23 protein-coding genes are annotated in these 26194 nt (G+C 67.8%); 16 read left to right on the top strand and 7 right to left on the bottom strand.

Going from position 1 to position 26194, the window contains the following annotated elements; all coding sequences use genetic code 11:
* Positions 1-55: 55 nt before the first annotated feature.
* Together ACO07K_RS20720 and ACO07K_RS20715 are read right to left on the bottom strand one after the other, a co-directional pair.
* Entirely contained in the window at positions 56-511 is a 456-nt protein-coding gene (locus ACO07K_RS20720) for a hypothetical protein (protein ID WP_422031153.1), read from the bottom strand.
* A gap of 83 nt (positions 512-594) precedes the next feature.
* The gene (locus ACO07K_RS20715) at positions 595-813 is read right to left on the bottom strand and encodes an RNA-binding protein (protein ID WP_422031151.1); all 219 of its coding nucleotides are present in this window, start codon (positions 811-813) and stop codon (positions 595-597) included.
* 181 nt (positions 814-994) lie between these two features.
* On the opposite strand from ACO07K_RS20715, the gene ACO07K_RS20710 reads away from it, so the two are divergent.
* Positions 995-2083, top strand: coding sequence for a site-specific DNA-methyltransferase (locus ACO07K_RS20710; protein WP_422031149.1), 1089 nt, complete (start codon positions 995-997; stop codon positions 2081-2083).
* Between the two features lie 294 nt (positions 2084-2377).
* On the opposite strand, the gene mutY is transcribed toward ACO07K_RS20710, so the two are convergent.
* Positions 2378-3427: an A/G-specific adenine glycosylase gene (gene mutY / locus ACO07K_RS20705; RefSeq protein WP_422031147.1), complete on the bottom strand. Its 1050-nt coding sequence runs from the start codon at positions 3425-3427 to the stop codon at positions 2378-2380.
* Positions 3428-3479: 52 nt separating this feature from the next.
* Here mutY and ACO07K_RS20700 point away from each other — a divergent pair, with 52 nt between their 5' ends.
* The 5 genes from ACO07K_RS20700 (at position 3480) to ACO07K_RS20680 (ending at position 10878) form a co-directional block, all read left to right on the top strand.
* Complete coding sequence (locus tag ACO07K_RS20700) at positions 3480-4559, top strand: DciA family protein (protein WP_422031145.1); 1080 nt, start codon at positions 3480-3482, stop codon at positions 4557-4559.
* Between the two features lie 55 nt (positions 4560-4614).
* A complete protein-coding gene (locus tag ACO07K_RS20695; RefSeq protein ID WP_422031143.1) occupies positions 4615-5274 on the top strand; it encodes a DsbA family protein in 660 nt (219 codons plus the stop codon).
* 36 nt (positions 5275-5310) lie between these two features.
* A complete protein-coding gene (locus ACO07K_RS20690) occupies positions 5311-8967 on the top strand; it encodes a chromosome segregation SMC family protein (protein ID WP_422031141.1) in 3657 nt (1218 codons plus the stop codon).
* Between the two features lie 131 nt (positions 8968-9098).
* Positions 9099-10286: a succinyl-diaminopimelate desuccinylase gene (gene dapE, locus ACO07K_RS20685; RefSeq protein WP_422031139.1), complete on the top strand. Its 1188-nt coding sequence runs from the start codon at positions 9099-9101 to the stop codon at positions 10284-10286.
* Positions 10287-10293: 7 nt separating this feature from the next.
* Positions 10294-10878, top strand: a complete 585-nt coding sequence (locus ACO07K_RS20680; RefSeq protein WP_422031137.1) for a hypothetical protein — start codon at positions 10294-10296, stop codon at positions 10876-10878.
* On the opposite strand, the gene truA is transcribed toward ACO07K_RS20680, so the two are convergent.
* Both truA and fmt read right to left on the bottom strand, forming a co-directional pair.
* On the bottom strand, positions 10828-11616 hold the full coding sequence (gene truA, locus ACO07K_RS20675; RefSeq protein ID WP_422031135.1) for a tRNA pseudouridine(38-40) synthase TruA: 789 nt from the start codon (positions 11614-11616) through the stop codon (positions 10828-10830). The two genes, ACO07K_RS20680 and truA, sit on opposite strands and share 51 nt — an antisense overlap.
* A 4-nt stretch (positions 11617-11620) precedes the next feature.
* Complete coding sequence (gene fmt, locus ACO07K_RS20670) at positions 11621-12589, bottom strand: methionyl-tRNA formyltransferase (RefSeq protein ID WP_422031133.1); 969 nt, start codon at positions 12587-12589, stop codon at positions 11621-11623.
* Between the two features lie 51 nt (positions 12590-12640).
* Between fmt and zapE the strand changes: the two genes are divergently transcribed.
* The 10 genes from zapE (at position 12641) to ACO07K_RS20620 (ending at position 24868) form a co-directional block, all read left to right on the top strand.
* Positions 12641-13801, top strand: a complete 1161-nt coding sequence (gene zapE / locus ACO07K_RS20665) for a cell division protein ZapE (protein WP_422031131.1) — start codon at positions 12641-12643, stop codon at positions 13799-13801.
* 74 nt (positions 13802-13875) lie between these two features.
* Complete coding sequence (locus ACO07K_RS20660; protein ID WP_422031129.1) at positions 13876-14766, top strand: dienelactone hydrolase family protein; 891 nt, start codon at positions 13876-13878, stop codon at positions 14764-14766.
* Between the two features lie 7 nt (positions 14767-14773).
* On the top strand, positions 14774-15634 hold the full coding sequence (locus ACO07K_RS20655) for an alpha/beta fold hydrolase (RefSeq protein WP_422031127.1): 861 nt from the start codon (positions 14774-14776) through the stop codon (positions 15632-15634).
* A 70-nt stretch (positions 15635-15704) separates the two neighbouring features.
* A complete protein-coding gene (gene mdh / locus ACO07K_RS20650; RefSeq protein WP_298316340.1) occupies positions 15705-16667 on the top strand; it encodes a malate dehydrogenase in 963 nt (320 codons plus the stop codon).
* Between the two features lie 159 nt (positions 16668-16826).
* Entirely contained in the window at positions 16827-18023 is a 1197-nt protein-coding gene (sucC, locus tag ACO07K_RS20645) for an ADP-forming succinate--CoA ligase subunit beta (RefSeq protein ID WP_422031125.1), read from the top strand.
* Entirely contained in the window at positions 18023-18898 is an 876-nt protein-coding gene (gene sucD, locus ACO07K_RS20640; protein WP_422031123.1) for a succinate--CoA ligase subunit alpha, read from the top strand. The genes sucC and sucD overlap by 1 nt, the downstream gene beginning before the upstream one ends.
* A 65-nt stretch (positions 18899-18963) precedes the next feature.
* Positions 18964-21864, top strand: coding sequence for a 2-oxoglutarate dehydrogenase E1 component (locus tag ACO07K_RS20635; protein ID WP_422031121.1), 2901 nt, complete (start codon positions 18964-18966; stop codon positions 21862-21864).
* Between the two features lie 26 nt (positions 21865-21890).
* On the top strand, positions 21891-23114 hold the full coding sequence (gene odhB, locus ACO07K_RS20630) for a 2-oxoglutarate dehydrogenase complex dihydrolipoyllysine-residue succinyltransferase (protein WP_422031119.1): 1224 nt from the start codon (positions 21891-21893) through the stop codon (positions 23112-23114).
* 66 nt (positions 23115-23180) lie between these two features.
* Entirely contained in the window at positions 23181-24593 is a 1413-nt protein-coding gene (lpdA, locus tag ACO07K_RS20625) for a dihydrolipoyl dehydrogenase (RefSeq protein ID WP_422031117.1), read from the top strand.
* Between the two features lie 8 nt (positions 24594-24601).
* Positions 24602-24868 carry a hypothetical protein gene (locus tag ACO07K_RS20620; protein ID WP_298316325.1) on the top strand — a complete coding sequence of 89 codons (267 nt, stop codon included), beginning with the start codon at positions 24602-24604 and terminating at the stop codon, positions 24866-24868.
* 34 nt (positions 24869-24902) lie between these two features.
* Here the strand turns inward: ACO07K_RS20620 and ACO07K_RS20615 are convergent, their stop codons facing one another.
* Together ACO07K_RS20615 and ACO07K_RS20610 are read right to left on the bottom strand one after the other, a co-directional pair.
* Positions 24903-25688 (bottom strand): anti-sigma factor family protein, encoded by a 786-nt coding sequence (locus ACO07K_RS20615; RefSeq protein ID WP_422031115.1) that lies wholly within the window; start codon positions 25686-25688, stop codon positions 24903-24905.
* Positions 25685-26191 carry a sigma-70 family RNA polymerase sigma factor gene (locus tag ACO07K_RS20610; RefSeq protein ID WP_422031113.1) on the bottom strand — a complete coding sequence of 169 codons (507 nt, stop codon included), beginning with the start codon at positions 26189-26191 and terminating at the stop codon, positions 25685-25687. The genes ACO07K_RS20615 and ACO07K_RS20610 overlap by 4 nt, the downstream gene beginning before the upstream one ends.
* Positions 26192-26194 lie beyond the last annotated feature (3 nt).

Raw genomic sequence — 26194 nt, 5'->3', positions numbered from 1 at the left:
TCGGTTAGCCGCTGCAGTTGCCGGCTCATGGCCGGAATTGACAAAGCCGCTCCCCCTAAAGCAGACGGGCGGCTTCCTTGTTTTCGATTAGTGTCCAACGCCCCTCGACGTTGACAACCTCTTTGTCTCGCATCCTGCTCAGTTGCGGCGACATCGAAGTTCGTAGCAATTTGGGATAGCCGCTCTCGCGCAGAATGTTCAGCAGATCCCCCGATTCGAGCCCGTTGGGATGGGGCTTGAGCGCCTTTACGATGGCTTGCTTAAGCGTGAGTTGGGCAGCAATCGCCTCACCCAGGGCTCTGCCAGCTTGAAGGTTGCTCGTAACGCTCTTCGCAATCGAGTCGGGATCGATAGTAAATGTGTGCTGAGCCGCGCTTGGCTTTGCCTCTAAGTAAAATTGCTCGAAGCGATCGCACTCGGCCAATTCGGCTTTGCCGCGATCAACAATGTCCGTCCCACGTTGGATGGCGCGCTGGGCGGCGCGGCGGCGGTCTGCGAGGCGAAGAAGCACAGGGTCTTGCATCTTGTTGGCAACAATAGTCGCCTCCCGCCTCTATTGCAAGAGGCGGAACAAAATGATGACTGTGAATCTATCTACTTCCCCCAGCGTACTTTTGCGGCCTTTTGTGCGATTGCCTTACGTTCCTCGGCGGAGAGTTTTTCGGCTCGCGCCCTTCCGCCCACCTTGCCGCCCTTCTGCGCAGCGGCCGAGGGTGTAGCGTCTTCGGCCTCGCCGCTGGCGATCCGCACGATATCAAAGGCTCTGCGGTTCAGATCGGCAGGACGCTTTTCGCCTTTGGGTCCTTTGGTCACGGTTCCAGAATACCCGATCCGGGGCCGCTGGTGGAGCGCGGTTCGGCGGCGGGATTTCAAACTGCGTCACTATCCCTAGTTATTGTGGGTCGGGATGAGAATCCCGACTCGATATGGTGTCTAAGCATTTGATTCAATTAGATTCTTGACCGCGAGGGGCCTGTGGACTCATCTTCCACAGATGCCTGTGGAAAAAATTGATCGCGTGCTCGTCGGTGACTGCATAGAGCTGATGCAGAGCCTGCCCGAAGCGTCCGTCGACATGGTCTTCGCCGACCCGCCCTACAATCTCCAGCTGGGCGGCGAGCTGCTGCGGCCCGACCACAGCAAGGTCGACGCGGTCGACGACGACTGGGACAAGTTTGCCGATTTCGCGCGCTACGACCAGTTCACCAACGCCTGGCTGAAGGCGGCGCGGCGGGCCCTGAAGCCCGGCGGCACGCTGTGGGTGATCGGCAGCTACCACAACATCTTCCGCATCGGCACGGCGCTGCAGGACCAGGGTTTCTGGCTGCTGAACGACATCGTCTGGCGCAAGTCCAACCCGATGCCGAACTTCCGCGGCAAGCGCTTCACCAACGCCCACGAGACGCTGATCTGGGCGGCGCGCGATCGCGCCAACAAGAAGTACACCTTCAACTACGATTCGATGAAGGAGCTGAACGAGGGCACCCAGATGCGCTCCGACTGGCTGCTGCCGCTGTGCACCGGCGGCGAGCGGCTGAAGGGCGAGGACGGCAAGAAGGCCCATCCGACGCAGAAGCCGGAGGCGCTGCTGTTCCGCTGCATCATGTCGGCGTCCAATCCGGGCGACATCATCCTCGATCCGTTCTTCGGTACCGGCACGACCGGCGCCGTCGCGCGGCGCCTCGGCCGGCGCTTCATCGGCCTCGAGCGCGATCCCGACTACGCCGCGATCGCGCGCAAGCGCATCGCCGAGATCACGCCGCTGGCGCCTGAGGACGTGACGCCCAAGCCCAGCAAGCGGGCCGAGCCGCGCATCCCGTTCGGCGTGCTGATCGAATCGGGCCTGCTGCAGCCCGGCGCCGTGCTGAGCGACCCCAGCGGCCAGTTGCACGCCCGTGTGCGCGCCGACGGCTCACTGTCCGCCTCCAATGCGCGGGGCGATCATCGCGGCTCGATCCACCAGGTGGGAGCGGCCGTGCAGGGCGCCCCGGCCTGCAACGGCTGGACCTTCTGGCACGTCGACGTCGCCGGCGCCCGCCTGCCGATCGACCATCTCCGCCAGCAGGTCAGGGCGGGGCTCTAGACTCTATTCCGTCTCAACTTGACCCATTTCCCTCATCCTGAGGAGCCGCGCTTTGCGCGGCGTCTCGAAGGATGGGCAACAGACGCGGTGCTCGTTCCCACCCTTCGAGACGCTCACTGCGTTCGCTCCTCAGGGTGAGGTCGGTGTTGGGAGGGGCGACTGATTCAATCCCGCTCGGAAGGGCTTTAACAGGCCGGGGATCTCGCGAACAAACGAAACAAGCGAAATAAACGAAACAACCGAAGCGAGAGTCGCACCCCTGAATTAGGTATCCTGGTACCGCAGACGGGGCTGCTAACCCTTCACCGCGTGCTCGATCACCTTGCGCATGACCGTGGGCAGGGCGCGTTCGTCCAGCCGGTCGAGGGCCGACCAGCTCGTGCCGGGCGCCAGCGCGGCGAGCCGGCCGGTCGTTGCCATGGCGCGGGCGATGGTGAGTTCCAGGTGGAAGTGGGTGAAGGTGTGACGCACCAGGCCGTCCATCACCACCCAGCGCGCCGGGACCGGAGCTTCGGCAAGCGCCGTCGCCGCGACGAACGGGCCCTCGCGCCAGGCGCTCGACGGGACCTCGTCCATGCCGCCCAGCAGTCCCTTCGTCGGCCGTTTGCGCAACAGGACGGCGCCGTCCTTGCGCAGCAGCACGAAGGCGAGGCCGCGTCGGGTCGGCTTCTCCGTCTTGGGGGCCCGCCGCGGCAGATCCTCGGCGATGCCCTGCCGGCGGCCCTTGCAGCCCTGCATCAGCGGGCAGATGACGCAGCGCGGGTTGCGTGGGATGCAGACGGTGGCGCCGAGATCCATCATCGCCTGCGCGTAGTCGCCGGCCCGCTGCTGCGGCACCAGCCGCGCGGCGCGGACCTGGATGTCGGGCTTGGCGTCGGGCAGCGGCGTGTCGATGGCGTAGAGGCGGGCGATCACCCGCTCGACGTTGCCGTCGACCGCCGAGGCGGGACGGTCGAAGGCGATCGCCTGGATCGCCGCCGCCGTGTAGCGGCCGATGCCCGGCAGGGCGAGCAGGCCCGCCTCGTCCTCGGGAAAGCGGCCGCCATGGTCGTTGGCGACGGCCAGGGCGCAGGCATGCAGGTTGCGGGCCCGGGCGTAGTAGCCGAGGCCCGCCCAGGCCGAGAGCACCTCGTCGAGCGGCGCGGCGGCCAGGGCCTCGACGGTGGGCCAGCGTTCGACGAAGCGACGGAAATACTCGCCCACCGTGGCGACGGTGGTCTGCTGCAGCATGATCTCCGACAGCCAGACACGGTAAGGCGCCGTGCGTTCCCCCGGGGCTGCGCGCCAGGGGAGGGTGCGACGATGTCGATCATACCAGGCGAGCAGTCGGTCAGCGTGTGTCATGGTCAGTCGAAGGGGCGTGGCCTACCATACGGAGCGGAGTTTGAAAGGGTCCATGCGCGAAAACGGCTTCCGTGCGATCGGCGGTCTGGCCCAGAAGCTCACCTCGGGCATCGCCCGCGATGGAGCCAAGGGCGGCCGCAGCAACGCCCTGGTGCGCCTGAAGGCCGACTGGCCGGCGGTCGTCGGGCCGGATCTGGCGCGCACGACGCGGCCCGACGCGCTGCTGGCCGGGCGCGGCGCCCGCGCCGGAAAGGCCCTGCGGCTGAAGGTTTCCGGCGCCGCTGCCCTCGAGGTCCAGCACAGGAGCGGCCAGATCGTGGAACGGGTGAATGCCTATTTCGGGCACAAGATGATCGACGACGTGCGGATCGTGCAGGGAGTCATTTCGGCGCCTCGCGCGGCGCCCAAGGTGCAACGCCCCGATCCCGTGATCGAGCAGGAGGTGGCCGGCCGCACCGCTTCGGTCGAGGATCCCGAGCTGCGGGCGGTGCTGACCCGGCTGGGCGCACGCATCGCCAGTGGCCGGCGGGGCTTCCTGCTCGGCGGCCTGGGGGCGGCGCTCTGTCTCGGGGGCGAAGTGCGGGCGCAATCCCAGTCGCCGGCCAGATTCCTCGATCCGCTGCCCGGCGATCACGTGTTGGGCCGTCCCGATGCCCCCAACGTGCTGATCGACTACGCCTCCTTCACCTGTCCGCACTGCGCCACCTTCAACAATGCGGTCATGCCGGCCCTGAAGCGCGACTGGATCGACACCGGCAAGCTGAAGCTGGTGCATCGCCACTACCCGTCGGATGCGCTGGCCACGCGCGCCAGCCTGCTGGCGGAGTGCGCCGGGCCCGAGAAGTTCTTTGCCGCGGTCGACACGCTGTTCCGGACGCAGGTCCAGTGGCTGACGGCGTCCGACCCGGCCGCGGACCTGATGACCGTGCTGGTCGAGCAGGGGGTGAGCGAAGCCGAGGCCCAGGCCTGCATCGCCAACGACCGGCTTTTGGACAAAGTCATCGCCGACGTGCAGTCCGGCCAGGCGCTGGGCGTCAATTCCACCCCGACCGTGTTCATCAATGAGCAGGGGTACGGCAATCCGGGCGGAATCGACGCCATCGCGGCGATTTTACGCCAGGTGGGCCGTTAACGTTTGACTCCCCACAGGCGGAATTCCCAAGATGTAGTGGAGAGGACTAAGGAAAATGCGGAATATCTTGATCGTCGCCGGCGGAGTCGTGGCGGTGGCAGCGATTGCTGGCGCCGTCTATTTCGGCACCCGCGCGCCTGCGTCCGGGCCGCCGCCCGTCGCGGCGGCGTCGGCCCCGAGCAAGGCCGGCCTGGAGGCCGTGCAGCCGGGCGATCACGTGCTGGGCGACGCCAATGCGCCGATCACGGTCATCGAGTATGCCTCGCTGACCTGCTCGCACTGTGCGCATTTCCACACGCAGGTCCTGCCCGAGATCAAGAAGAAGTGGATCGATACCGGCAAGGTGAAGCTGGTCTATCGCGACTTCCCGCTCGACCAGATCGCGGCCAAGGCCGCCCAGATCGCCGAATGCGCCGGCAACGACAAGTATTTCGGCGTGCTCGACATCATCTTCCGCGGCCAGCCGCAATGGGCGACGGCGGCCGATCCGCTGGCCGAACTGGCCAAGCCGCTGCGCATCGCCGGCATGGGCGAGAACGAGATCAAGGCCTGCCTCGCCAACGACGCGATGAGCAATGCCGTGATCAAGGACTACCAGGGCGGCGAGGCGATGGGCGTCAACTCGACGCCGACCCTGTTCATCAACGGGCAGCTCTATCGTGGGGCGCGCTCCGTCGAGGAACTCGACGGCGTGTTCGGCAAGCTCGCCAAGTAGGCACTCCAAGCACGTAACCAGACAGGCGCGGTGTAAATGGTCCAGTTCGACAAGCTCCGGCTCTCCGGCTTCAAGTCCTTCGTCGATCCGACGGAGCTTACGATCGAGTCCGGCATGACCGGGATCGTCGGGCCCAATGGCTGTGGCAAGTCGAACCTGGTCGAGGCCTTGAAGTGGGTGATGGGCGAGACCTCCGCCAAGCAGATGCGCGGCAGCGAAATGGAGGACGTCATCTTCGCCGGCTCCGGCCAGCGGCCGGCGCGCAACATCGCCGAGGTGATGCTGACGCTGGACAACAAGACCCGCACCGCGCCGGCGATGGTGAACGACACCGACCAGCTCGACGTCGTGCGCCGCATCGAGCGCGGCCACGGCTCGGCCTATTCGGTGAACGGCCGCGAAATTCGTGCGCGTGACGTGCAGACGCTGTTTGCTGACGCCGCCACCGGCTCGCGCTCGACCGCGCTGGTCAGCCAGGGCCGCATCGGCACCCTGATCAATGCCAAGCCGGTCGACCGTCGCGGCGTCATCGACGAAGCGGCCGGCATCACCGGACTCTATGCCCGACGTCACGAAGCCGAACTGCGCCTGCGGGCGGCCGAACAGAACCTCGCCCGCGTGCAGGACGTGCTGCTGGCCCTGGAGGAGCAGCACAAGGGGCTGAAGCGCCAGGCCCGCCAGGCCAGCCGCTACCGCAACCTCTCGGACCATATCCGCCGCGCCGAGGCCTCCGTGCTGGCGCTGAAGCTGGCCAATGCCGAGCGCGATCTCGCGAACTCGAGCGAGCGCCTGAAGGAAGCGGAGGCCCAGGTCTCCGACCTCACGCGGCTGGTCGGCCTCGCCACCACCGCGCAGGCCGAAGCCGCGACCTCGCTGCCGCCGCTGCGCAACGAGGAGGCCGCTGCGGCCGCCGCGCTCCAGCGCCTGCGTGTGGCGCACGATGCGCTGACCGCCGAGGCCTCGCGTGTCGCCGCCGCCCAGCTCGAGGCCGGCCGGCGCCTGCAGCAGACCGAGCACGATCTCGCGCGTGAACGCGGCCGCAAGGGCGATGCCGAGACCGCGATCGCCGATCTCGACAGCCAGCGCGTCCGCCTCGAGGAAGAGCGCGTGGGCGAGGAAGAGCGCGCCGAAGCCGCCCAGGAGGCGCGCGACACCGCGCGCGCCGAGACCAATTCGGCCGAGGCCGGACTCGACCGCCTGACGCGCCAGATCGCCGACGACGAGGCCCTGCGCCAGAGCGTGTCGCGCGAGATCGCGGACCTGCAGGACCGGCTGCGCCGCCTGACCTCGCGTCGTGACGAAGTCACGGCCCAGCAGCGCCAGCTGGAGGTCGAACTGTCGAACCTGCCGGCGCTGCCGGAGGTCGAGGCCGAACTCGAAGCCGCCCGCACGGCGCTCGAAGAGGCGCGCCTCACGGGTCAGGAGTCGATCGAGGCGGCCCGCGAGGCCGAGCGCTACGAATCCGACGCTGCGCGCCAGGCCGTCGCCAAGGCGGAAGCCGAGCGCCTCGACATGGAGCGCGCGCGTGCGGCCGAGCGTCAGGCGGCGGAAGCCAGCCACGCCGTTGCCGTCGAGACCCTGCAGAAGACCAATGCGCGCCTGACCAAGCTGCGCGCCGAGGAATCGGGCGTCGCCGCGGCGCTGAAGTCGTCGGCCGACTCGCTGTGGCCGCCGCTGCTCGACGCCCTCTCGGTCGAGCCGGGCTACGAGAAGGCGCTGGGTGCGGCGTTCGGCGACGAGCTCGAAGCCTCGTCGGATCGCGGCGCGCCGGTGCACTGGCTGCCGCTCGAGGCGCTGACCGAGACGCCGGCTCTGCCCGAAGGGGCGACGCCGCTCGGTGCCCATGTCGGCGCTCTCCCCGAGCTGGCCCGCCGCCTGGCCTTTATCGGCATCGTGGCCAACGACGAGACCGGCGCGGCGCTGCAGGCGGCCCTGAAGCCTGGCCAGCAGCTCGTCACCCGCGAAGGCGCGGTCTGGCGCTGGGACGGCTACACGATGCGGGCCGGCGCGCCGTCGACCGCGGCGGTGCGGCTGAGCCAGCGCAACCGGCTGGCCGAGATCCGCCATCAGATCGATGGCGTCGTGGCCGAGCAGGAGATCGAGCAGGCGCGCGTCGATGCCGAGAAGACCTGGCTTGCCGCGGCGCGCGAGGCCGAGAAGATCTGTGTCGAGCTGGCCCGCGCCCACGAGCGCAGCGTGGCCGACGCCGCGCGCCGCAAGGCGCAGGATGCCGGCGAGGCCACCCGCACCGCCGAGCGCGCGGCCCAGGCCGCCATTACCACGGCCGAGCGCCTGGCCACCCAGGCCCGCGATCGCCATGTCGAGGTCGCCCGCCGCACCGACCAGTTGCGCACCCGCCTGGCCGGCATTGAGACGACGGTCGCCGAAGTGCTGGGCGACATCGCCGAGGTCGAAATGCGTCGCACCTTCCGCGAGGCGCGCCTGTCGTCGATCTCCGACACGCAGGCCGACCGGGCTGAGGCCGGCGCCCTGCGCGTGCGCATCGCCGAACTGCGGGCCGCGCTGGTCGAGGCCGAGAGCCAGTGCGATCGTCTCGCGCGCGACTCCAAGATGCGCGTCGAGCGCCTGGCGCAGATCGCGCAGGACCATGAGGGCTGGAGCAAGCGCCTGAGCGAGGCCGACGGCCAGATCCTCGAACTCGATGCACGGCGCGAGCAGACCGCGGAAGCGATCGCCGAACTCGAAGCCAAGCCGGCCGAGATCGAGGAGAAGCGCTTCGTCCTCGCCGACGAGATCGACAAGGCCGAGTTCAACCGCCAGGAAGCCGCCGACCGGCTAGCGATCGGCGAGACGCGCCAGTCGGAGTCCGACAAGGCGCTGAGGCAGGCCGAGACCGAGATGGCCCAGGCGCGCGAGACCTGGGTCCGCCGCGAGGGTCAGGTCGAGCAGGCGACCAAGGATCGCGAGACCGTGGTCGAGCGCATCCTCGAGCGCCTGCGCTGCGAGCCGGACGGCGTTCTCGCCCTGGCCGAGGTCCAGTCGATCGAGGAACTGCCGGAACTCGACAAGGCCGAGCACAAGCTCGAGCGCCTGGTGCACGAGCGCGAGACGATGGGCGCCGTGAACCTGCGGGCCGAGGAAGAGGCCAACGAACTCGAGCAGCAGATCACCGCCATGACGACCGAGCGCGACGACCTGGTCGCCGCCATCGGCCGCCTGCGCCAGGGCATCCAGAGCCTGAACCGCGAGGGCCGCGAGCGCTTCCTCGCCGCCTTCGAGCAGGTGAGCGGCCACTTCCAGCAGCTCTTCACCAAGCTGTTCGGCGGCGGCAAGGCCGAGCTGCGGCTCACCGAGTCGGAGGATCCGCTGGAGGCCGGCCTCGAAATCCATGCCAGCCCGCCGGGCAAGAAGCTTCAGGTCATGTCGCTGCTCTCGGGCGGCGAGCAGGCGCTCACGGCCCTGTCGCTCCTGTTCGCCGTGTTCATGACCAACCCGGCCCCGATCTGCGTGCTGGACGAGGTCGACGCGCCGCTGGACGACCTCAACGTGGAGCGCTTCTGCGGCCTGGTGAACGACATCGCCGGCCGGACCGACACGCGCTTCCTGATCATCACCCACCATCGCGTCACCATGGCGCGCATGGATCGTCTCTACGGCGTGACCATGGCCGAGCGGGGCGTTTCCCAGCTCGTGTCGGTGAACCTGCAGGAGGCCGACCGCATGGTGGCCTGATCGTTCGACGGCGTCAGCCTAAGCAAGCAAGACAATCTTCCTCTCAAATAAACTGGGCGCCGGCTGGCCTGACGGCGCCCTTTTCTTTGCCGCCCTTCTCACGGCCGGGGCGGGCCTGTAGTGTCCGGCCCATGCCCGATTCGCTCAGCACCAACATTACCGATGTCATCGAACTGACGCGCACGCTCGTCCGCTGCGAGAGCGTGACGCCGCGCGAAGCCGGTGCCCTGCAGCTGCTGGAACAGACGCTGGCGCCGCTCGGCTTCGCGTGCGAGCGCATGGATTTCACCGAGGCCGGCACAGACGACGTCGCCAACCTCTATGCCCGCATCGGCACCGGCGGAAAGCACTTCTGCTTCGCCGGCCATTCCGACGTGGTGCCGGTGGGCGATCTGTCGTCGTGGACGATCGGTCCGTTCGCGGCCGAACTGTCGGGCGGCTATCTGTTCGGGCGCGGTGCCGCCGACATGAAGGGCGCGATCGCCGCCTTCACCGATGCTGCGTCGCGTTTCCTCAGCCGTCGCGGCCGTGATTTCGGCGGTTCGATCAGCCTGCTGATCACCGGCGACGAGGAGGGGCCGGCGGTCAATGGCACGGTCAAGATGCTGCAGCGGCTGGCCGCGCGCGGCGAGACGATCGACGCCTGCATCGTCGGCGAACCGACGAGCTCGAAGCGCTTCGGCGACATGATGAAGATCGGCCGGCGCGGCAGCATGACCGTCGACCTGGTCGTGCGCGGCGTGCAGGGGCATGTGGCTTACCCCGAGCGGCTCGACAATGCCGTCCATCGCCTGTCGGCGATCATCGAGGCGCTGGTGCGAGAGCCGATCGACAAGGGCAGCACGCACTTCCAGCCAACCTCGCTGCAGTTCACGACCGTCGATGTCGGCAATCCGGCGACCAACATCGCCCCGGGCGTCGCCAAGGCGCGCTTCAACACGCGGTTCAACGATCTCTGGACCTCGCAGACCCTGCTGGCCCATCTCAAGGAGCGGATCGAGCGCGCCAACGAGGCGCTGGGCGGCAACGGTACCGTCGACTACAGCGTCCAGGTCTCGGGCGAGTCGTTCTACACGCCGCCGGGGCCGCTCAGCGACTTGGTGGCCGGCGCGGTCCGCGACGTAGCCGGTGTCGAGACCGAGCTGTCGACCACCGGCGGTACGTCGGATGCGCGCTTCATCCGCAGCTACTGCCCGGTCCTCGAATTCGGACTGGTCGGCGAGAGCATGCACAAGGTCGACGAGAAGAGCGCGGTCGCCGACCTCAAGATGCTGGCCCGCGTCTACGAAACGGTACTCGACCGTTACTTCGCGGCCTGAGACGCGCGTGATCAGCACTGGTGAAATCGCCCGCGGCATGCAGGGCGCGCTCGGACTTCTGAAGCGCGACCCGGCGGCGCCGTCCTACTTCGACAATACGCTGGAAGCCTGCGTCCGCTCGTTCCAGGTCATGATCCTGGTCGCGCCGCTCCACGTCACACTGATGCTTCTGCGCTACACGAGCGTGACCTCGACGGCCGACGAACTGGAGATCGTGCTGGTCGAGGCGCTGCGCTACGTCGTCGACTGGCTGCTGTTCCCGGTGCTGTTCTACGAGATCGCGCGGCGGCGCAACTGGCTCGGCCTGTTCCCGCGCTACATCTCCGCGCTGAACTGGGTGAACCTGCCGGCGATGATCGTGGCCGTGATCGGCGTGGTGCTGGCGACCCTGCTGCCGGCGGTGCCGGCAGAACTCGTCCGGATCGCGCTGCAGGCGCTCTTCTTCTACTGGTTCCTGGCGACGACGCGCGCGACGCTGGGCGTGGCCTGGCCGGTCGCGACGTTGCTGCTGGTCGTCAACTGGGTGCCCTCGCTCTTCATCTCACTGATCGTCGACCGCTTCCTCGGCATCGCCCTCGTGGCCGGCGCCTAGCTCGTAGCGCACTTCCATCAGGCACAGGCCGTGCGGCGGCGCCGTCGGACCGGCGCGGGTACGATCGCGCGCGGCGAGCGCCGCCTCGACATCGCCGCGGCTCCACTGGCGGCGTCCGACGAGATGCAGGGTGCCCACCAGGATGCGCACCTGGTTGTGCAGGAAGGAGCGCGAGCCGACGTCGACGTGGATCTCCTCGCCGTGGCGCGTGACCTCGAGCAGGTCGAGCGTCTTCAACGCCGAGGGTGCCTGGCAGGCGGTCGATCGGAAGCTGTTGAAGTCATGGTGGCCGACCAGCACCGTCGCCGCATCCGCCATCGCCGCGACGTCGAGAGCGACCGGCACGTGCCAGAGCTGGCCGCGATCGAGCGCAGGCGGCGCACGACGGTTGATGATGCGATAGCGGTAGCGCCGCCATGTCGCGGAGAAGCGGGCATGGAAGCCGGGCGGCGCGCGTTCGGCGGTGAGGACCGAGACCGGCTGCGGCTTCAAGTGGAAGTTGATCGCCGAGCGGATGGTCTCGACCGGCCGCTCGCTGGAAAGGTCGAGATGCACGACCTGGCCGCGCGCATGCACGCCGGTGTCGGTGCGACCGGCGGCCTGGACGGGCGGTCGCTCGCCGGCGAAGGCGAACACCGCCTCTTCGAGCGCGGCCTGGACAGAGGGCCCGTTCGGCTGGCGCTGCCATCCGACGAACGGCGCGCCGTCATATTCGATCGTGAGCTTGTAGCGCGGCACGGCGTCAGGTCGGCTGCGGGATCGTCACGACGGCGGGAGGGCTCAGCACCGTGCCGGCGTCGAGTGCGAAGCCACGCAGAAAGGCATCGGCCGACTGCGCCGACTTGCCGGGCCGCTGCAGCTTCAGGAGCTTCAGCCCGCCGATGCCGCAGGTCACGACCGGAAAGCCGTCGCGGGCGATGGAGACGCTGCCCGGCGTTCCCCCGGCCAGGGTGAGAGCCGCCGCCAGCACCTTGATTCGCTCGGTTCCGCCCGCCTTGGGCGCTTCGAAGGAAGTGCCGGGCCAGGGATGGAAGGCACGCACCTTACGCTCCAACTCGGCGGCCGGCCGGCGCCAGTCGAGCACGCCTTCCTCCTTGCCGAGCTTGTGGGCGTAGGTAACGCCCTCGACCGGCTGGGCGACCGGCTCGATGCTCCGGCGCAGCAACCCGTCGAGGGTCGAGACGATCAGGCGGGCGCCCAACTCGGCCAGCCGGTCGTGAACGCTCTCGGCGGTGTCGGCGGCGGAGATGGGCGTGCCTTCGGCCAGCAGCATCGGGCCGGTGTCGAGGCCCTCGTCCATGCGCATGATGGTGACGCCCGTCTCGGCGTCGCCGGCCAGGATCGCGCGATGGATGGGCGCCGCGCCGCGCCAGCGCGGCAGCAGGGAGCCATGGATGTTGATGCAGCCCAGCACAGGCGCGTCGAGGAAGCTTTTCGGCAGGATGTGCCCGTAGGACACGACCACGGCGGCATCGAGATCGAGCGCCTTGAACGCCTCGGCCTCCTGGTCGCTCTTCAGGGTGCGCGGCGTGCGGACCGGCAGACCGAGTTTGTCGGCGAGCTCGTGCACGGGCGTCTTGCGCTCCTGCTGGCCGCGACCTGCGGGCTTGGGGGCTCTGGTATAGACGCAGGCGACGTCGTGACCGGCTTCGACCAGCGCGGCGAGTGCCGGCACGGCAAAGGCGGAAGTGCCCAGGAACGCAATCTTCATCGCCGCACCTTATAGGCAGCCGCGCGACGGTGAGCTAGGTATGCCGCCGCAATGGAGTCCAGTATCCCCTCGACCGGCAAGGGTCCGCTCGCCAACCTCGCCGCGCGCCGCGCCGCGGGCGAGATCCACGCCGATCCCGTGCAGGAAAAAGTCGTTCTGCGATTGCAGGCGATCCACGACCAGTTGAGCGCCCTGGCGGTGGCCCCGCCGGTCAGGACGGGCTTCCTCGCCCGTCTCGGCTTGGGTCACGCCCCGAAACCGCCGGAAGGACCGCACGGCCTCTATATCTGGGGCTCGGTCGGTCGCGGGAAGTCCATGCTGATGGACCTGTTCTTCGCCGATGCGCCGGTCGCCAAGAAGCGCCGTGTGCACTTCCACGAATTCATGCTGGAGGTGCAGGCCCGGCTGCATCGCCGGCGCGAGGAGCTGGCGGCGAGGGGCGCTCCGCCCGAATCCGACACGATCGTGCCGATCGCCAGGGAGATCGCGGCCGAGACGCGCCTGCTCTGCTTCGACGAGTTCCAGGTGACCAACATTGCCGACGCGATGATCCTCGGCCGCCTGTTCGAAACGCTGTTCGAGGAGGGGATCACGGTGATCGCCACCTCCAACCGCGCGCCCGACGATCTCTACAAGAACGGCCTGCAGCGCGACCGTTTCCTGCCCTTCATCGAACTGGTGAAGCAGCGCCTCGAAGTGCTCGAACTGGGCGGCGCGCAGGATTACCGCATGGGACGGCTGCGCGAACTCGACCTCTACCTCACCCCGCTCGGGAGTTGGGCGACCAAGAAGCTCGACGAGGCGTTCCGCGCCCTGAGCAACGGCGCCGACGGCGAGCCGCGCGTGTTGCGCACGCAGGGGCGCGATGTCGAGGTGCCGCGCGCGGCGCCCGGTGTCGCCATGGCGCATTTCATGGACTGGTGCGCCAAGCCGATGGGCGCGGCCGACTTCCTGTGCATCGCCGACAGTTTCCACACCGTCATCGTGGCGGAAATTCCCAAGATGGGGCCGGACAGCCAGGACAAGGCCGTTCGCTTCGTGACGATGATCGACACCTTCTATGAGAAGAAGGTCAAGTTCATCTGTTCGGCGGCGGCAAACCCGGGAAACCTCTACCCCGAAGGCGACGGCTCCTTCGAATTCCAGCGCACCGTCTCGCGGCTCATGGAAATGCAGAGCCCGGAGTATCTGAACCTCGATCACATCGCCTAATCGTGATTGTGGGCCCGTCCGGGCGCAGCATAGGCTCTGCGGCGTTTTTCAGAGACCCGAACGGGAGGCAGGACATGGACGGCGATCGCATGATTACCCTGAACGAAGGCGGCGTGTCGCGGCGCGGTGCCATCAAGGCCACGGCGACCGGCGCGGCGCTCGGTGCCACCTTCGCGCTGTCGGTGCAGCCGATCCAGGCGCAGACCATGATCACCACGCCGGCCGACGGGCTTACCGCCGGTGTCGTCAAGGTGAAGACCAAGGACGGCAAGGAGATGGACGCCTATCGCGCCATGCCGGCGTCGGGCCAGGGCTTCGGCACCATCCTGGTCGTGCAGGAGATCTTCGGTGTGCACGCGCACATCGCCGATCTGTGCCGCCGCTTCGCCAAGGCCGGCTACTACGCCATCGCGCCGGAACTCTATTTCCGCCAGGGCGATGCCAAGGCGGTCAGCGACATGCAGGCGCTGCTGCGCGAGATCGTGTCGAAGGTGCCGGACGAGCAGGTCATGGGCGACCTCGACGCGACCGTCGCCTTCGCCAAGGGCGAGGGCAAGGCCGACACCGCCAAGCTCGGCATCACCGGCTTCTGCTGGGGCGGCCGCATCGTCTGGCTCTATGCGGCGCAGAACCCGGCGCTCAAGGCCGGTGTGGCGTGGTACGGCCGCGTCGTCGGCGATTCGACGCCGATGACACCCAAGCATCCGATCGACATCGCCAAGGATCTCAAGGCGCCCGTGCTCGGCCTCTACGGCGGCGCCGACACCGGCATCTCGAACGAAAGCGTCGACAAGATGCGCGCGGCGCTCAAGGCCGGCAGCCCGGCGGCCCAGAAGTCGCAGATCGACACCTATCCGGACACGCCGCACGGCTTCAACGCCGACTACCGCCCGTCCTTCCGCAAGGAGCAGGCGGAGGATGCGTGGAAGAAGGCGCTTGCCTGGTTCAAAGCCAACGGTGTCTGATCGGCTCATGGCCGAGACGATAAATCTCAAGACCCGGTCGGGCCTCGCATTCACCACGGATGTCGATGGCCCGGTCGGCGGACCGCTGGTGCTGATGCTGCACGGGTTTCCCGAATCGCGGCATAGCTGGCGGGCCGCCCTGCCGGTGCTCGCGGCGCACGGCTATCGCGCCGTCGCGCCGGACCAGCGCGGCTACTCGGCCGGGGCGCGGCCCGATCCGGCCGATCTCTCGAACTATGCCTTCGACCGGCTGATCGGCGATGCGATCGAGATCGCGGGCGCCGCCGGCTACGACGGCAAGCGCTTCCATCTCGTCGGCCACGATTGGGGCGGGCAGGTCTCGTGGGGTGTCGCCGGCGCCCATCCCGATCGCCTCGCATCGCTCACGATCCTGTCGCGGCCGCACCCGCAGTCGTTCCGGCAGGCGCTCCTGAAGGAAGACGGCGACCAGAAGCATCGCTCGCGGCACCATCGCGCCTTCCTCGAACCCGAGACCGCCAAGCTGCTGCTGGCCGACGATGCCAAGCGCCTGCGCGACGGGCTGTTCGGCCAGGGCGTGCCGTCCGCGGCGCTGGAGGATCATCTTTCCGTGCTGGGCACGCCCGAGGCGCTCGAGGCGGCGCTCGCCTGGTATCGCTCCAACAAGGGGCTGGCCGCGGATATCGGGACCATCTCGGTGCCGACGCTCTATGTCTGGGGCGATGCCGACGCGACGGTCGGACCCGACGCAGCCTACGGCACGGCGGAGTTCGTGAAGCCCTCCTTGGCGATGGAAGTGCTGCCCGGCGTCGGCCATTTCGTCATGGACCAGGCACCGGCCAGGACGACCGATCTCCTGCTGGCGCACCTGGCGAAACACCCGGTCTGAACCCGTCTGTCTTGCTGCCCCGGGAGAATCGCGCTACCACGCGGCGCCTTTAAGAACGGGAGTTTTTCGCATGGCTCGCAAGAAGATCGCGCTGATCGGCGCCGGACAGATTGGCGGCACGCTCGCGCTGCTCGCCGGCCAGAAGGAACTGGGCGACATCGTCCTCTTCGACATCCCCGCCGCCGAGGGCACTGCCAAGGGCAAGGCCCTCGACATCGCCCAGCTCAGCCCGGTCGAAGGCTTCGATGCCAAGTACAGCGGCTCGTCGGACTACAAGGACATCGAGGGCGCGGACGTCGTGATCGTCACCGCCGGCGTGCCGCGCAAGCCCGGCATGACCCGCGACGACCTGGTCGGCATCAACGCCAAGGTCATCGATTCGGTCGGCAAGGGCATCAAGCAGCACGCGCCGAACGCCTTCGTCATCGTCATCACCAACCCGCTCGACGCCATGGTCGGCCTGATGCAGGAAGTCACCGGCTTCGCGCCGGAGAAGGTCGTCGGCATGGCCGGCGTGCTCGACAGCGCCCGCTTCCGCCTGTTCCTCGCCGAGGAGTTCAACGTCTCGGTCGAGGACGTCACGGCCTTCGTGCTGGGCGGCCACGGCGACACGATGGTGCCGCTGCTGCGCTACTCGACGGTCGGCGGCATTTCGCTGCACGATCTGGTCGACATGGGCTGGACCACCAAGGAGCGCCTCGAGCAGATCGTCCAGCGCACCCGGGACGGCGGCGCCGAGATCGTGGCCCATCTCAAGACCGGCTCGGCCTTCTATGCCCCGGCCGCGTCGGCCATCGCGATGGCCGAGTCCTACCTCCGGGACAAGAAGCGCGTGATCCCCTGCGCCGCCAAGCTGAACGGCGAGTATGGCGTGAAGGGCCTCTACATCGGCGTTCCCGTGGTGATCGGCGCCAAGGGCGTCGAGCGCATCGTGGAAGTCGAGTTCAACGCCGAGGAAAAAGCGATGTTCGACAAGTCCGTCGCTGCCGTCCAGTCGCTGATCGACGCCACCAACAAGATCGTTGGCCGTTGAGAAAGTAGGGTCTTTCGACTTTAGTCGAGCGACCCCAAACGTTCATCAGTCCATCGTTGCCAAGGGCTTGCGGCGCTCATAAAGTGCCGCATCCCTTGGTCAGTTGCGTATGAAAACTGAGAGGCGCGTTTCCTACGCACTCCCAAACGATAGGACCCCATGAATATCCACGAGTATCAGGCCAAGGCACTTCTGGCCAAATTCGCGATCCCCCTCCTGAAGGGCGGCGTTGCCTACACCAAAGACGAGGCGATGGATGTCGCGCGCAAGCTGGGCGGCGCCGTCACGGTCGTGAAGGCGCAGATCCATGCCGGCGGCCGCGGCAAGGGTCACTTCAAGAACGATCCGGCGGGCAAGGGCGGCGTGCGCATCTCGAAGTCGGTCGACGATGTCGGTGCGCAGGCGGCCGCGATGCTGGGCCAGGATCTCGTGACCAAGCAGACCGGCCCGACCGGCCGCACCGTGCAGCGCCTCTACATCGAGGACGGCTGCGACATCAAACGCGAACTCTATCTCTCGATGCTGGTGGACCGAGCCGCCGGCCGCATTTCCGTCGTTGCCTCGACCGAGGGCGGCATGGACATCGAGACCGTGGCGCACGAGACGCCCGAGAAGATCGTCACCCAGGCGATCGACCCGGCCGCCGGCTACCAGGCCTATCAGGGCCGCAAGATCGCCTTCTCGCTGGGCCTCAGCGGCAAGCAGGTCGGTGCCTTCACGACGCTGCTGGGCAACCTCTATCGCGCCTATGTCGATCTCGACGCTTCGCTGATCGAGATCAACCCGCTGGTCGTGACCGGCGCGGGCGACATCGTGGCCCTCGATGCCAAGATGAATTTCGATGACAACGCCCTCTACCGCCACAAGGACCTCGAGGAGCTGCGCGACGTCGACGAGGAGGACCCGGCGGAGACCGAGGCCGCCAAGTACGCGCTGAACTACGTGAAGCTCGACGGCCAGATCGGCTGCATGGTGAACGGCGCGGGCCTCGCGATGGCCACCATGGACATCATCAAGCTCTACGGTTCGGAGCCCGCCAACTTCCTCGACGTCGGCGGCGGCGCCACCAAGGAGCGCGTGACGGCCGCGTTCAAGATCATCCTCAAGGATCCCAACGTCGAGGGCATCCTGGTCAACATCTTCGGCGGCATCATGCGCTGCGACGTGATCGCCGAAGGCGTCGTCGCCGCGGCGCGCGAGGTCAACCTGCACGTGCCGCTGGTCGTCCGGCTGGAAGGCACGAACGTCGACCTCGGCAAGAAGATCCTCAAGGAATCGGGCCTCAAGATCACCTCGGCGGAGAACCTCGCGGACGCCGCCGAGAAGATCGTCAAGGCCGTCAAGGAGAACAACTGATGGCCGTCCTGGTCGACAAGAACACCAAGGTCATCTGTCAGGGCATCACCGGCTCGCAGGGCACCTTCCACACCGAACAGGCGATCGCCTACGGCACCAGGATGGTCGGCGGCGTGACGCCGGGCAAGGGCGGCACCAAGCATCTCGACCTGCCGGTCTTCGATACCGTCGCGGAAGCGGTCGCCAAGACCGGCTGCAACGCGTCGGTGATCTACGTTCCGCCGCCCTTCGCCGCCGATTCGATCCTCGAGGCGATCGACGCGGAAATCCCGCTGATCGTCTGCATCACCGAGGGCATCCCGGTGAACGACATGGTCAAGGTGAAGCGCGCGCTCACGGCGTCCAAGTCGCGGCTGATCGGCCCGAACTGCCCGGGCGTGATCACGCCGGGCGAGTGCAAGATCGGCATCATGCCGGGCCACATCCACAAGCGCGGCAAGATCGGCATCGTCTCGCGCTCGGGCACGCTGACCTACGAGGCGGTGGCGCAGACCACGGCGGCGGGTCTCGGCCAGACGACCTGCATCGGCATCGGCGGCGATCCCGTGAACGGCACCAACTTCGTCGAGTGCCTCGACATGTTCATCCGCGATCCCGAGACCGAGGGCATCGTGATGATCGGCGAGATCGGCGGCGATGCCGAGGTGAAGGGCGCGGAGTTCCTCAAGGCGTCCGGAACGAAGAAGCCGGTGGTCGGTTTCATCGCCGGGCGCACGGCTCCTCCGGGACGTCGCATGGGCCATGCCGGCGCCGTGATCTCGGGCGGCAACGACACCGCCGAGTTCAAGGTCGACGCCATGCGCAAGGCCGGGATCAGAGTTGCGGAGTCGCCTGCGGCTTTGGGCGAGGAAATGCTTAAGGCCATGAAGGGCTGACAAGCGGGATCGCCGCCCAGCCTCTGCCAGGCGGCCAGCAAATACAGGCCAGGGAGTATCGGGCCATGAGAGCAGAACAGACCTCGTTCCTGTTCGGCGCCAACGCGCCATTCATCGAGGAACTCTACGCGCGCTACCTCGCGGACGCCGCGTCGGTCGACGCCGAGTGGCAGACCTTCTTCGGTGCCCTGGCCGAGCAGGCGGGCGACGTGCTGGCCGAGGTGCGCGGCGCCTCCTGGGCGCCCAACGGTGCGCGGGTGATCGGCGCCGTCGATCCCGACGCCGTTCCGGCCCCGGCCAACCGCAACGTGAAGGGCGGCAAGGCGGCGGCGGCCCCGGCCGCGATGGCCGGCAAGACCGAGGCGGAAATCCGCAACGCCGCGCAGGACACGGCGCGCGCGCTGATGCTGATTCGCGCCTATCGCATCCGCGGCCATCTCGCGGCCGATCTCGATCCGCTGGGCCTCGTGCGCCAGGCGCCGCATCGCGAGCTCGATCCCGCGACCTACGGCTTCACCGAAGCCGACTGGGACCGTCCGATCCTGATCTTCGGCTCGCTGGCGCTGGGCGAATCGGCGACGCTGCGCCAGATCATGGAGCGGCTGCGCAAGACCTATTGCGGCAAGATCGGCGTCGAGTTCATGCACATCTCCGATCCCGACCAGAAGGCGTGGATCCAGGAGCGCATCGAGCACATCGAGAACCATACCGAGTTCACGGTCACCGGCCGCAAGATGATCCTCGAGCGGGTGGGCGAGGCCGAGGGTCTTGAGCGCTACCTGCACGTGAAGTTCGTCGGCACCAAGCGCTTCGGCCTCGATGGCGGCGAATCGCTGATTCCCGGCATCGAGCAGATCCTGAAGCGCGGCGGCCAGCTCGGCGTGAAGGAAGTGATGCTGGGCATGCCGCATCGCGGCCGCCTCAACACCCTCGTGCATGTCATGCACAAGAGCTATACGGCGCTGTTCTCCGAGTTCCAGGGCCGCTCCTCGCAGCCCGAGGAGATGCGCGGCTCGGGCGACGTGAAGTATCATCTCGGCGCGTCGGCCGATCGCGAGTTCGACGGCAACGTGGTCCATCTCTCGCTGTCGCCCAACCCCTCGCATCTCGAGGCGGTGAACCCGGTCGTGCTGGGCAAGGCGCGCGCCAAGGAGGATCAGCGCGGCGATACCGAGCGCAGCCAGGTGATGTGCATCCTGATGCACGGCGACGCGGCCTTCGCTGGGCAGGGGCTGGTGGCGGAGGGTCTCGATCTTTCCGATCTCGCGGGCTACCGCATCGGCGGCACGATCCATTTCATCGTGAACAACCAGATCGGCTTCACGACCCTGCCGACCGAATCGCGCTCCGGCCCCTATTGCACGGAAGTCGCCAAGATCGTGCAGGCGCCGATCCTGCACGTGAACGGCGACGATCCCGAGGCCGTGGTCCACGTCGCGCGCATCGCGACGGAGTTCCGCCAGCACTTCAAGCGCGACATCGTCATCGACATGTTCTGCTACCGCCGGCACGGTCACAACGAGGGTGACGAGCCGATGTTCACCCAGCCACTGATGTACCAGAAGATCGGTGCGCACCGCTCGGTGAAGGAAGTCTACGCGGCGGCCCTCGAAGCCGAGGGCGTGGTGACGGCCGAGGAAGTCGCCGCCATGGATGCGGCGCTGCGCGAGAAGCTCGACAAGGCGCTCGAGGCCGCGACCAACTACAAGCCGAACAAGGCCGATTGGCTCGAGGGCAAGTGGGCGGGCTTCACGGTCGCGCCGGGCGAAGAGGACCGCAAGGGCGTCACCGCCGTCGAGTTCGACCGGCTGAAGTCGGTCGGACATGCGATTTCCGAGGCGCCGAAGAGCTTCGAACTCAATCGCAAGATCGTTCGCCAACTCCAGGAGAAGCGCAAGACGATCGATACCGGCGAGAACATCGACTGGTCGACCGGTGAGGCGCTGGCCTTCGGCACGCTGCTGGCGGAAGGCACGCCGGTGCGTCTCAGCGGCCAGGATTCGGGCCGCGGCACCTTCTCCCAGCGCCACTCGGTGCTGGTCGACCAGATTACCGAAGCCAAATACGTGCCGCTCAATCACGTGGCCGAGGGCCAGGCGCGTTACGAGGTGATCGACAGCCCGCTGAACGAGGCCGGCGTGCTGGGCTTCGAATATGGCTACTCGCTGGCCGAGCCCAACGCGCTCGTGCTGTGGGAGGCGCAGTTCGGCGACTTCGCCAACGGCGCCCAGGTCATCATCGACCAGTTCATCTGCTCGGGCGAGAGCAAGTGGCTGCGCATGTCGGGCCTCGTCATGCTGCTGCCGCACGGCTACGAGGGCCAGGGACCGGAACACAGCTCGGCGCGCCTCGAACGCTACCTGCAGCTCTCCGCCGAGGACAACTGGCAGGTCGTCAATCCGACGACCCCGGCCAACTACTTCCACGCGCTGCGCCGGCAGATGCGCCGCACCTTCCGCAAGCCGCTGGTGGTGATGACGCCGAAGTCGCTGCTGCGTCACAAGGATTGCGTCTCGACCCTGGCCGAGTTCGGACCGGGCAGTTCGTTCCGCCGCATCCTTGCCGAAACCGACCAGCTGGTCGACGGCGCCAAGGTGCGCCGCGTCGTGCTGTGCTCGGGCAAGGTCTACTTCGATCTCGTGGCCGAGCGGCGCAAGCGCAAGATCGACGACATCGCCATTCTGCGAATCGAGCAGCTCTACCCGTTCCCGTTCACGCGGCTGGGCGTTCGGCTCTCGCAGTATCCCAACGCCGACGTCGTCTGGTGCCAGGAAGAGCCCGAGAACATGGGGGCCTGGCACTTCGTCGACCGCCGCATCGAACGCGCGCTGGCCGGCATCGAGACGAAGGCGAAGCGGCCGCTCTACATCGGCCGCCCCGAGGCGGCGTCGCCCGCCACGGGCTCCGCACGCACCCATGTCAAGGAACAGGCCGATCTGGTCGACCGCGCTCTCACCGTCGGTTGAGCGCGGCTAGAGGAGGGATTTTAGTCATGGCCGTCGAGATCAAGGTTCCGGCTCTGGGCGAATCGGTCACCGAGGCGACCGTTGCCAAGTGGCTGGTGAAGGCAGGCGACAAGGTTGCCGTCGACCAGCCGCTTTGCGAGCTCGAGACCGACAAGGTCACCGTCGAGGTGAATGCGAGCGTTGCCGGCACCATCGCCGACCTCGCCGTGGAAGAAGGCGCATCCGTGCAGGTCGGCGGCGTTCTCTGCCACATCGAGGCCGGCGCCGGCGCCGCCAGCGCGCCCGCCCCTGCACCCGCCGCTCCTAAGCCCACCGCCGCTCCTGCACCGGCGCCCGCTGCCGCGGCGCCCGCCGGCGCCAATCTCGCCGCCTCAGGTCCGGCGGCGCGCAAGCTCGCCGATGAGAAGGGCGTTCCCGCCGCCGCCATCCAGCCCACGGGCAAGGACGGCCGCGCCACCAAGGAAGACGTGCTCGCTGCACTGTCGTCGATCCCGAGCGCTGCTGCGCCGGCGGCCAAGCCCGCCGCGCCGGCCGGGCCGCGCCTCAAGGCCGACCGCGAGGAGCGGGTGAAGATGACGCGGCTTCGCCGCACCATCGCCAGCCGCCTCAAGGAGGCGCAGAACACCGCCGCCATGCTCACCACCTTCAACGAGGTGGACATGACCGCGGTGATGTCCCTGCGCGAGCGGCTGAAGGACGACTTCGAGAAGAAGCACGGCGCCCGGCTGGGCTTCATGTCGTTCTTCGTGAAGGCCTGCATCGCGGGGCTCAAGGAGCTGCCGGCGGTCAATGCCGAGATCGAAGGCGAGGAGATCGTCTACAAGAACTACTACGACACCGGTGTCGCCGTCGGCTCGCCGCAGGGTCTGGTCGTGCCGGTGCTGCGCGACGCCGACGTCCTGGACTTCGCGGGTATCGAGAAGGGCATCGGCGATCTCGGCCGCAAGGCGCGCGACGGCAAGCTGTCGATCGCCGACCTGACGGGCGGTACCTTCACCATCTCCAACGGCGGCGTCTACGGCTCGCTGATGTCGACGCCGATCCTGAATCCGCCGCAGTCGGCCATCCTCGGCATGCACAAGATCCAGCAGCGGCCCATGGTGGTCGGCGGCGAGATCAAGGCGCGGCCGATGATGTATCTCGCTCTGTCCTACGACCATCGCATCATCGACGGCCGCGAGGCCGTGCTGTTCCTGGTCAAGGTCAAGGAAGGCATCGAGGACCCCGAGCGTCTGCTGCTCGGCGTTTGATTGGAAGTGTATTGCTGGGGGCGCGCGACTGCGGTCGCGCGCCCTCCGCGATAAGGGGTTGATGACATGGCAAACGAATCCTTCGATCTGATCGTGATCGGTGCCGGCCCGGGCGGTTATGTGGCCGCGATCCGCGCCTCGCAGCTCGGCTTGAAGGTCGCGGTGGTCGAGAAGCGCGCGACCTTGGGCGGCACCTGCCTCAACGTCGGCTGCATTCCCTCCAAGGCGCTGCTGCAATCCTCGCACCTGTTCGAGGAAGCGGGCCACGACCTCGCCGTCCACGGCGTCGTCGTCGCGGCGCCGACGCTCGATTTCGCCCAGCTCATGAAGCGCAAGGGCGAAGTCGTCGAGGCGACCACCAAGGGCGTGGCCTTCCTGTTCAAGAAGAACAAGATCGTTTCCTATACCGGCGCGGGCCGCATCGAGGCGCCGGGTTCGGTGGCGGTGCTGGGCGACGATGGCGCGGTCAAGGAAACGCTGTCCGCCAAGAACATCCTGATCGCCAGCGGCTCCGAAGTGACGCCGCTGCCCGGCGTCACGATCGACGAGAAGAAGATCGTCTCCTCGACCGGCGCGCTGGAGCTTTCGGAAGTGCCCAAGCGCCTGGTCGTGGTCGGCGCCGGCATCATCGGCCTCGAGCTCGGTTCGGTATGGCGTCGCCTCGGCGCCGAGGTGACGGTGGTCGAGTTCCTCGACCGCATCACGCCGGGCGTCGACGACGAGGTCACCAAGTTCCTGCAGCGCACGCTCGCCAAGCAGGGCCTCAAGTTCAAGCTGGGCGCCAAGGTCACCAAGGCTGAGACGACGGGCACGGGCGTGACGCTCACGGTGGAACCCGCGAAGGGTGGAGCTGCCGAGACGCTCGAGGCCGACGTGGTGTTGGTCTCGATCGGTCGCCGGCCCTATGTCGCGGGCCTCGGTCTCGACACGGTCGGCGTCAAGATGACCGAGCGCGGCCGCATCGCCGTCGACGGTCATTTCCAGACGTCGGTGCCCGGCATCTACGCGATCGGCGACGTGATCGACGGGCCGATGCTCGCGCACAAGGCGAGCGAGGATGGCGTGGCCTGCGTCGAGACCCTCGCGGGCCAGAAGGGCCACGTGAACTGGGATCTGGTGCCCTCGATCATCTACACCCAGCCGGAGGTCGCCTGGGTCGGCAAGACCGAGGAACAACTCAAGTCGGCCGGCGTTGCCTACAAGGTCGGCAAATATCCGTTCACCGCCGACCCGCGCAGCCGCGCGAACGGCGCCACGGAGGGCTTCGTGAAGGTTCTGGCCGAAAAGGCGAGCGACAAGGTTCTGGGCGTCCACATCTTCGGTGCCGAAGCCGGGACGATGATCGCCGAAGCCGCGATGGCGATGGAGTTCTCGGCTTCGGCCGAGGACATCGGCCGCGTCTGCCATGCCCATCCCACGGTGAACGAGGCGCTCAAGGAAGCCGCTCTCGCCGCGTGGGACAAGCCGATCCACCTCTAGCTGCCCTCATGCGCCAGACCCTGATGGCGCTTGCGATCGCCGCCTGCCTCGTGATGTCGGTGGTAGGTGGATTCATCCCGATCCTGCAGGGCTGGATCTTCTTCGTGCTGGCCCTGTACCTCCTGGCCACCGAATTCGAGACCGGCCGCCGGTGGGTCACATCGGCGCGCCGCCGCTGGCCCAAGCTCGACGAATGGATCGTGAAGGCCCGCGACCACAAATGGGCGCCGCGCCACCTCAAGAAATTCGAGGATCACACCGACCCTTCGAAGTAATTGGAGCGCGCCACTCCAGTGGCGCGCTCCAAGGCTAACTCTTCCCTTCAAACCCGCGATAGACCGCCTCGGCGATTGGCAGCAGCTCTTGGCGGGTGGTCGTTGCGGTCACGGCGAAGCCGAAGCCCTGGTCGATCCAGGCGAAGGTCGCGGCCTCGCCCTCCTTCTGGAAGCGGAAGGCCGTCTCCGTGCCTTCGGCCGCACGCACGTAGATGGTGAGCCGTCGGCCGCTCGCATCGTCGTACATCAGCTGGGCCGCCGCGCCGCTGCCGCCGGGCAGCAGCCGGCCGCCCATCAACCTGTAGCCGAAGGGCGAGAGATCGGGCGCGGCGAGCTTGCGGCCGAGCCGCTTGGAGAGCCACTGCAGCAGATGCGTCTCCTGCTGCACTCCGACTTCCACCGGATGTGCGACCTCGACCACGAAGGTGCGGTAGGCCGCCTGTGCGCCCTGGGCGACGCTGACGGTCGGCGCGGGGGGCGATGCCGCCGGCCCGATCTGGTTGGCGAACCAGCCGGCCGTCGCGCCGGACACGAAGAGGGCGGCCGCGGCGGCGGCGCTGGTCCAGCCGCGCGTCCAGGAGGTGCGCCGCGCGGCGCGCAGATTGGCGATCCGCAGCCGGGCGGGGATGGGCTCGGCGAACTTGGCCTCGAGCCGGCTGCGCAGGATCGCGCGCTGCCGGCGCTCCAGCGCGACGCGCTCGGCGAGTTCGGGATGGAGGGCCAGATGGGCCTCGACCGCCGCGCGGCGCTCGTCGTCGAGGCGTTCATCGACGAACGCCTGCAACGCCTCGTCGCCGATCGAAAACTCCCTGCCCGTCATTTCACTCTCCGCAGGAGCGTCGTCCGCCCCGTCTCCAGCAGCGCGCGCAGCCGCTGGCGGCCGCGCGACAGACGCGACATCACCGTGCCCAAAGGCACGCCCATGATTCGCGCCGCGTCGTCGTATGAGAAGTCCTCCACCCCGACGAGCAGAAGCAGCGACTTCTGTTCCTCCGGCAGCTGGTCGAGCGTCGCCAGGATGTCCTGAACCTCGATGCCGCTTTCCTGCTGCGCACCAGTCGACGGCGTCGTCGCCTCGTCGAGTTCGACATGGGCGCCGCGCCGCTGGCCCTGGCGCAGCGCCGAAACGTGGAGATTGCGTTGAATGGTGAACAGCCATGCCCTGAGGTCGCCGTCGCTCCGCCGCAGCGTCCAGCGCGACAGCGCCCGTTCCAGCGTGTCCTGCACGAGGTCGTCGGCCGCATCGTGGTCGCGCACCAGCGCGTAGGCGTAGCGCCGCAACGCCGGGATCAGCGGTTCGAGCAGGGCTTCCGCATCGGCCATGGG

This window comes from Reyranella sp. (assembly GCF_965228225.1).
Lineage (GTDB): Bacteria > Pseudomonadota > Alphaproteobacteria > Reyranellales > Reyranellaceae > Reyranella.
Note: the sequence above shows the minus strand (reverse complement) of the source record. Positions and strands in the feature narration are given on the sequence as shown.

Excerpts from the sequence above, each read along its gene's own strand:
- ACO07K_RS20655 (WP_422031127.1), top strand. The coding sequence starts at position 14,774 with ATGGCCGAGACGATAAATCTCAAGACCCGGTCGGGCCTCGCATTCACC.
- ACO07K_RS20610 (WP_422031113.1), bottom strand. The coding sequence starts at position 26,191 with ATGGCCGATGCGGAAGCCCTGCTCGAACCGCTGATCCCGGCGTTGCGG.
- mutY (WP_422031147.1), bottom strand. The coding sequence starts at position 3,427 with ATGACACACGCTGACCGACTGCTCGCCTGGTATGATCGACATCGTCGC.
- ACO07K_RS20690 (WP_422031141.1), top strand. The coding sequence starts at position 5,311 with ATGGTCCAGTTCGACAAGCTCCGGCTCTCCGGCTTCAAGTCCTTCGTC.
- ACO07K_RS20635 (WP_422031121.1), top strand. The coding sequence starts at position 18,964 with ATGAGAGCAGAACAGACCTCGTTCCTGTTCGGCGCCAACGCGCCATTC.
- dapE (WP_422031139.1), top strand. The coding sequence starts at position 9,099 with ATGCCCGATTCGCTCAGCACCAACATTACCGATGTCATCGAACTGACG.
- ACO07K_RS20695 (WP_422031143.1), top strand. The coding sequence starts at position 4,615 with ATGCGGAATATCTTGATCGTCGCCGGCGGAGTCGTGGCGGTGGCAGCG.
- mdh (WP_298316340.1), top strand. The coding sequence starts at position 15,705 with ATGGCTCGCAAGAAGATCGCGCTGATCGGCGCCGGACAGATTGGCGGC.
- fmt (WP_422031133.1), bottom strand. The coding sequence starts at position 12,589 with ATGAAGATTGCGTTCCTGGGCACTTCCGCCTTTGCCGTGCCGGCACTC.
- sucD (WP_422031123.1), top strand. The coding sequence starts at position 18,023 with ATGGCCGTCCTGGTCGACAAGAACACCAAGGTCATCTGTCAGGGCATC.
- ACO07K_RS20710 (WP_422031149.1), top strand. The coding sequence starts at position 995 with ATGCCTGTGGAAAAAATTGATCGCGTGCTCGTCGGTGACTGCATAGAG.
- ACO07K_RS20700 (WP_422031145.1), top strand. The coding sequence starts at position 3,480 with ATGCGCGAAAACGGCTTCCGTGCGATCGGCGGTCTGGCCCAGAAGCTC.
- ACO07K_RS20660 (WP_422031129.1), top strand. The coding sequence starts at position 13,876 with ATGGACGGCGATCGCATGATTACCCTGAACGAAGGCGGCGTGTCGCGG.
- lpdA (WP_422031117.1), top strand. The coding sequence starts at position 23,181 with ATGGCAAACGAATCCTTCGATCTGATCGTGATCGGTGCCGGCCCGGGC.
- sucC (WP_422031125.1), top strand. The coding sequence starts at position 16,827 with ATGAATATCCACGAGTATCAGGCCAAGGCACTTCTGGCCAAATTCGCG.
- ACO07K_RS20620 (WP_298316325.1), top strand. The coding sequence starts at position 24,602 with ATGCGCCAGACCCTGATGGCGCTTGCGATCGCCGCCTGCCTCGTGATG.
- zapE (WP_422031131.1), top strand. The coding sequence starts at position 12,641 with ATGGAGTCCAGTATCCCCTCGACCGGCAAGGGTCCGCTCGCCAACCTC.
- ACO07K_RS20615 (WP_422031115.1), bottom strand. The coding sequence starts at position 25,688 with ATGACGGGCAGGGAGTTTTCGATCGGCGACGAGGCGTTGCAGGCGTTC.
- odhB (WP_422031119.1), top strand. The coding sequence starts at position 21,891 with ATGGCCGTCGAGATCAAGGTTCCGGCTCTGGGCGAATCGGTCACCGAG.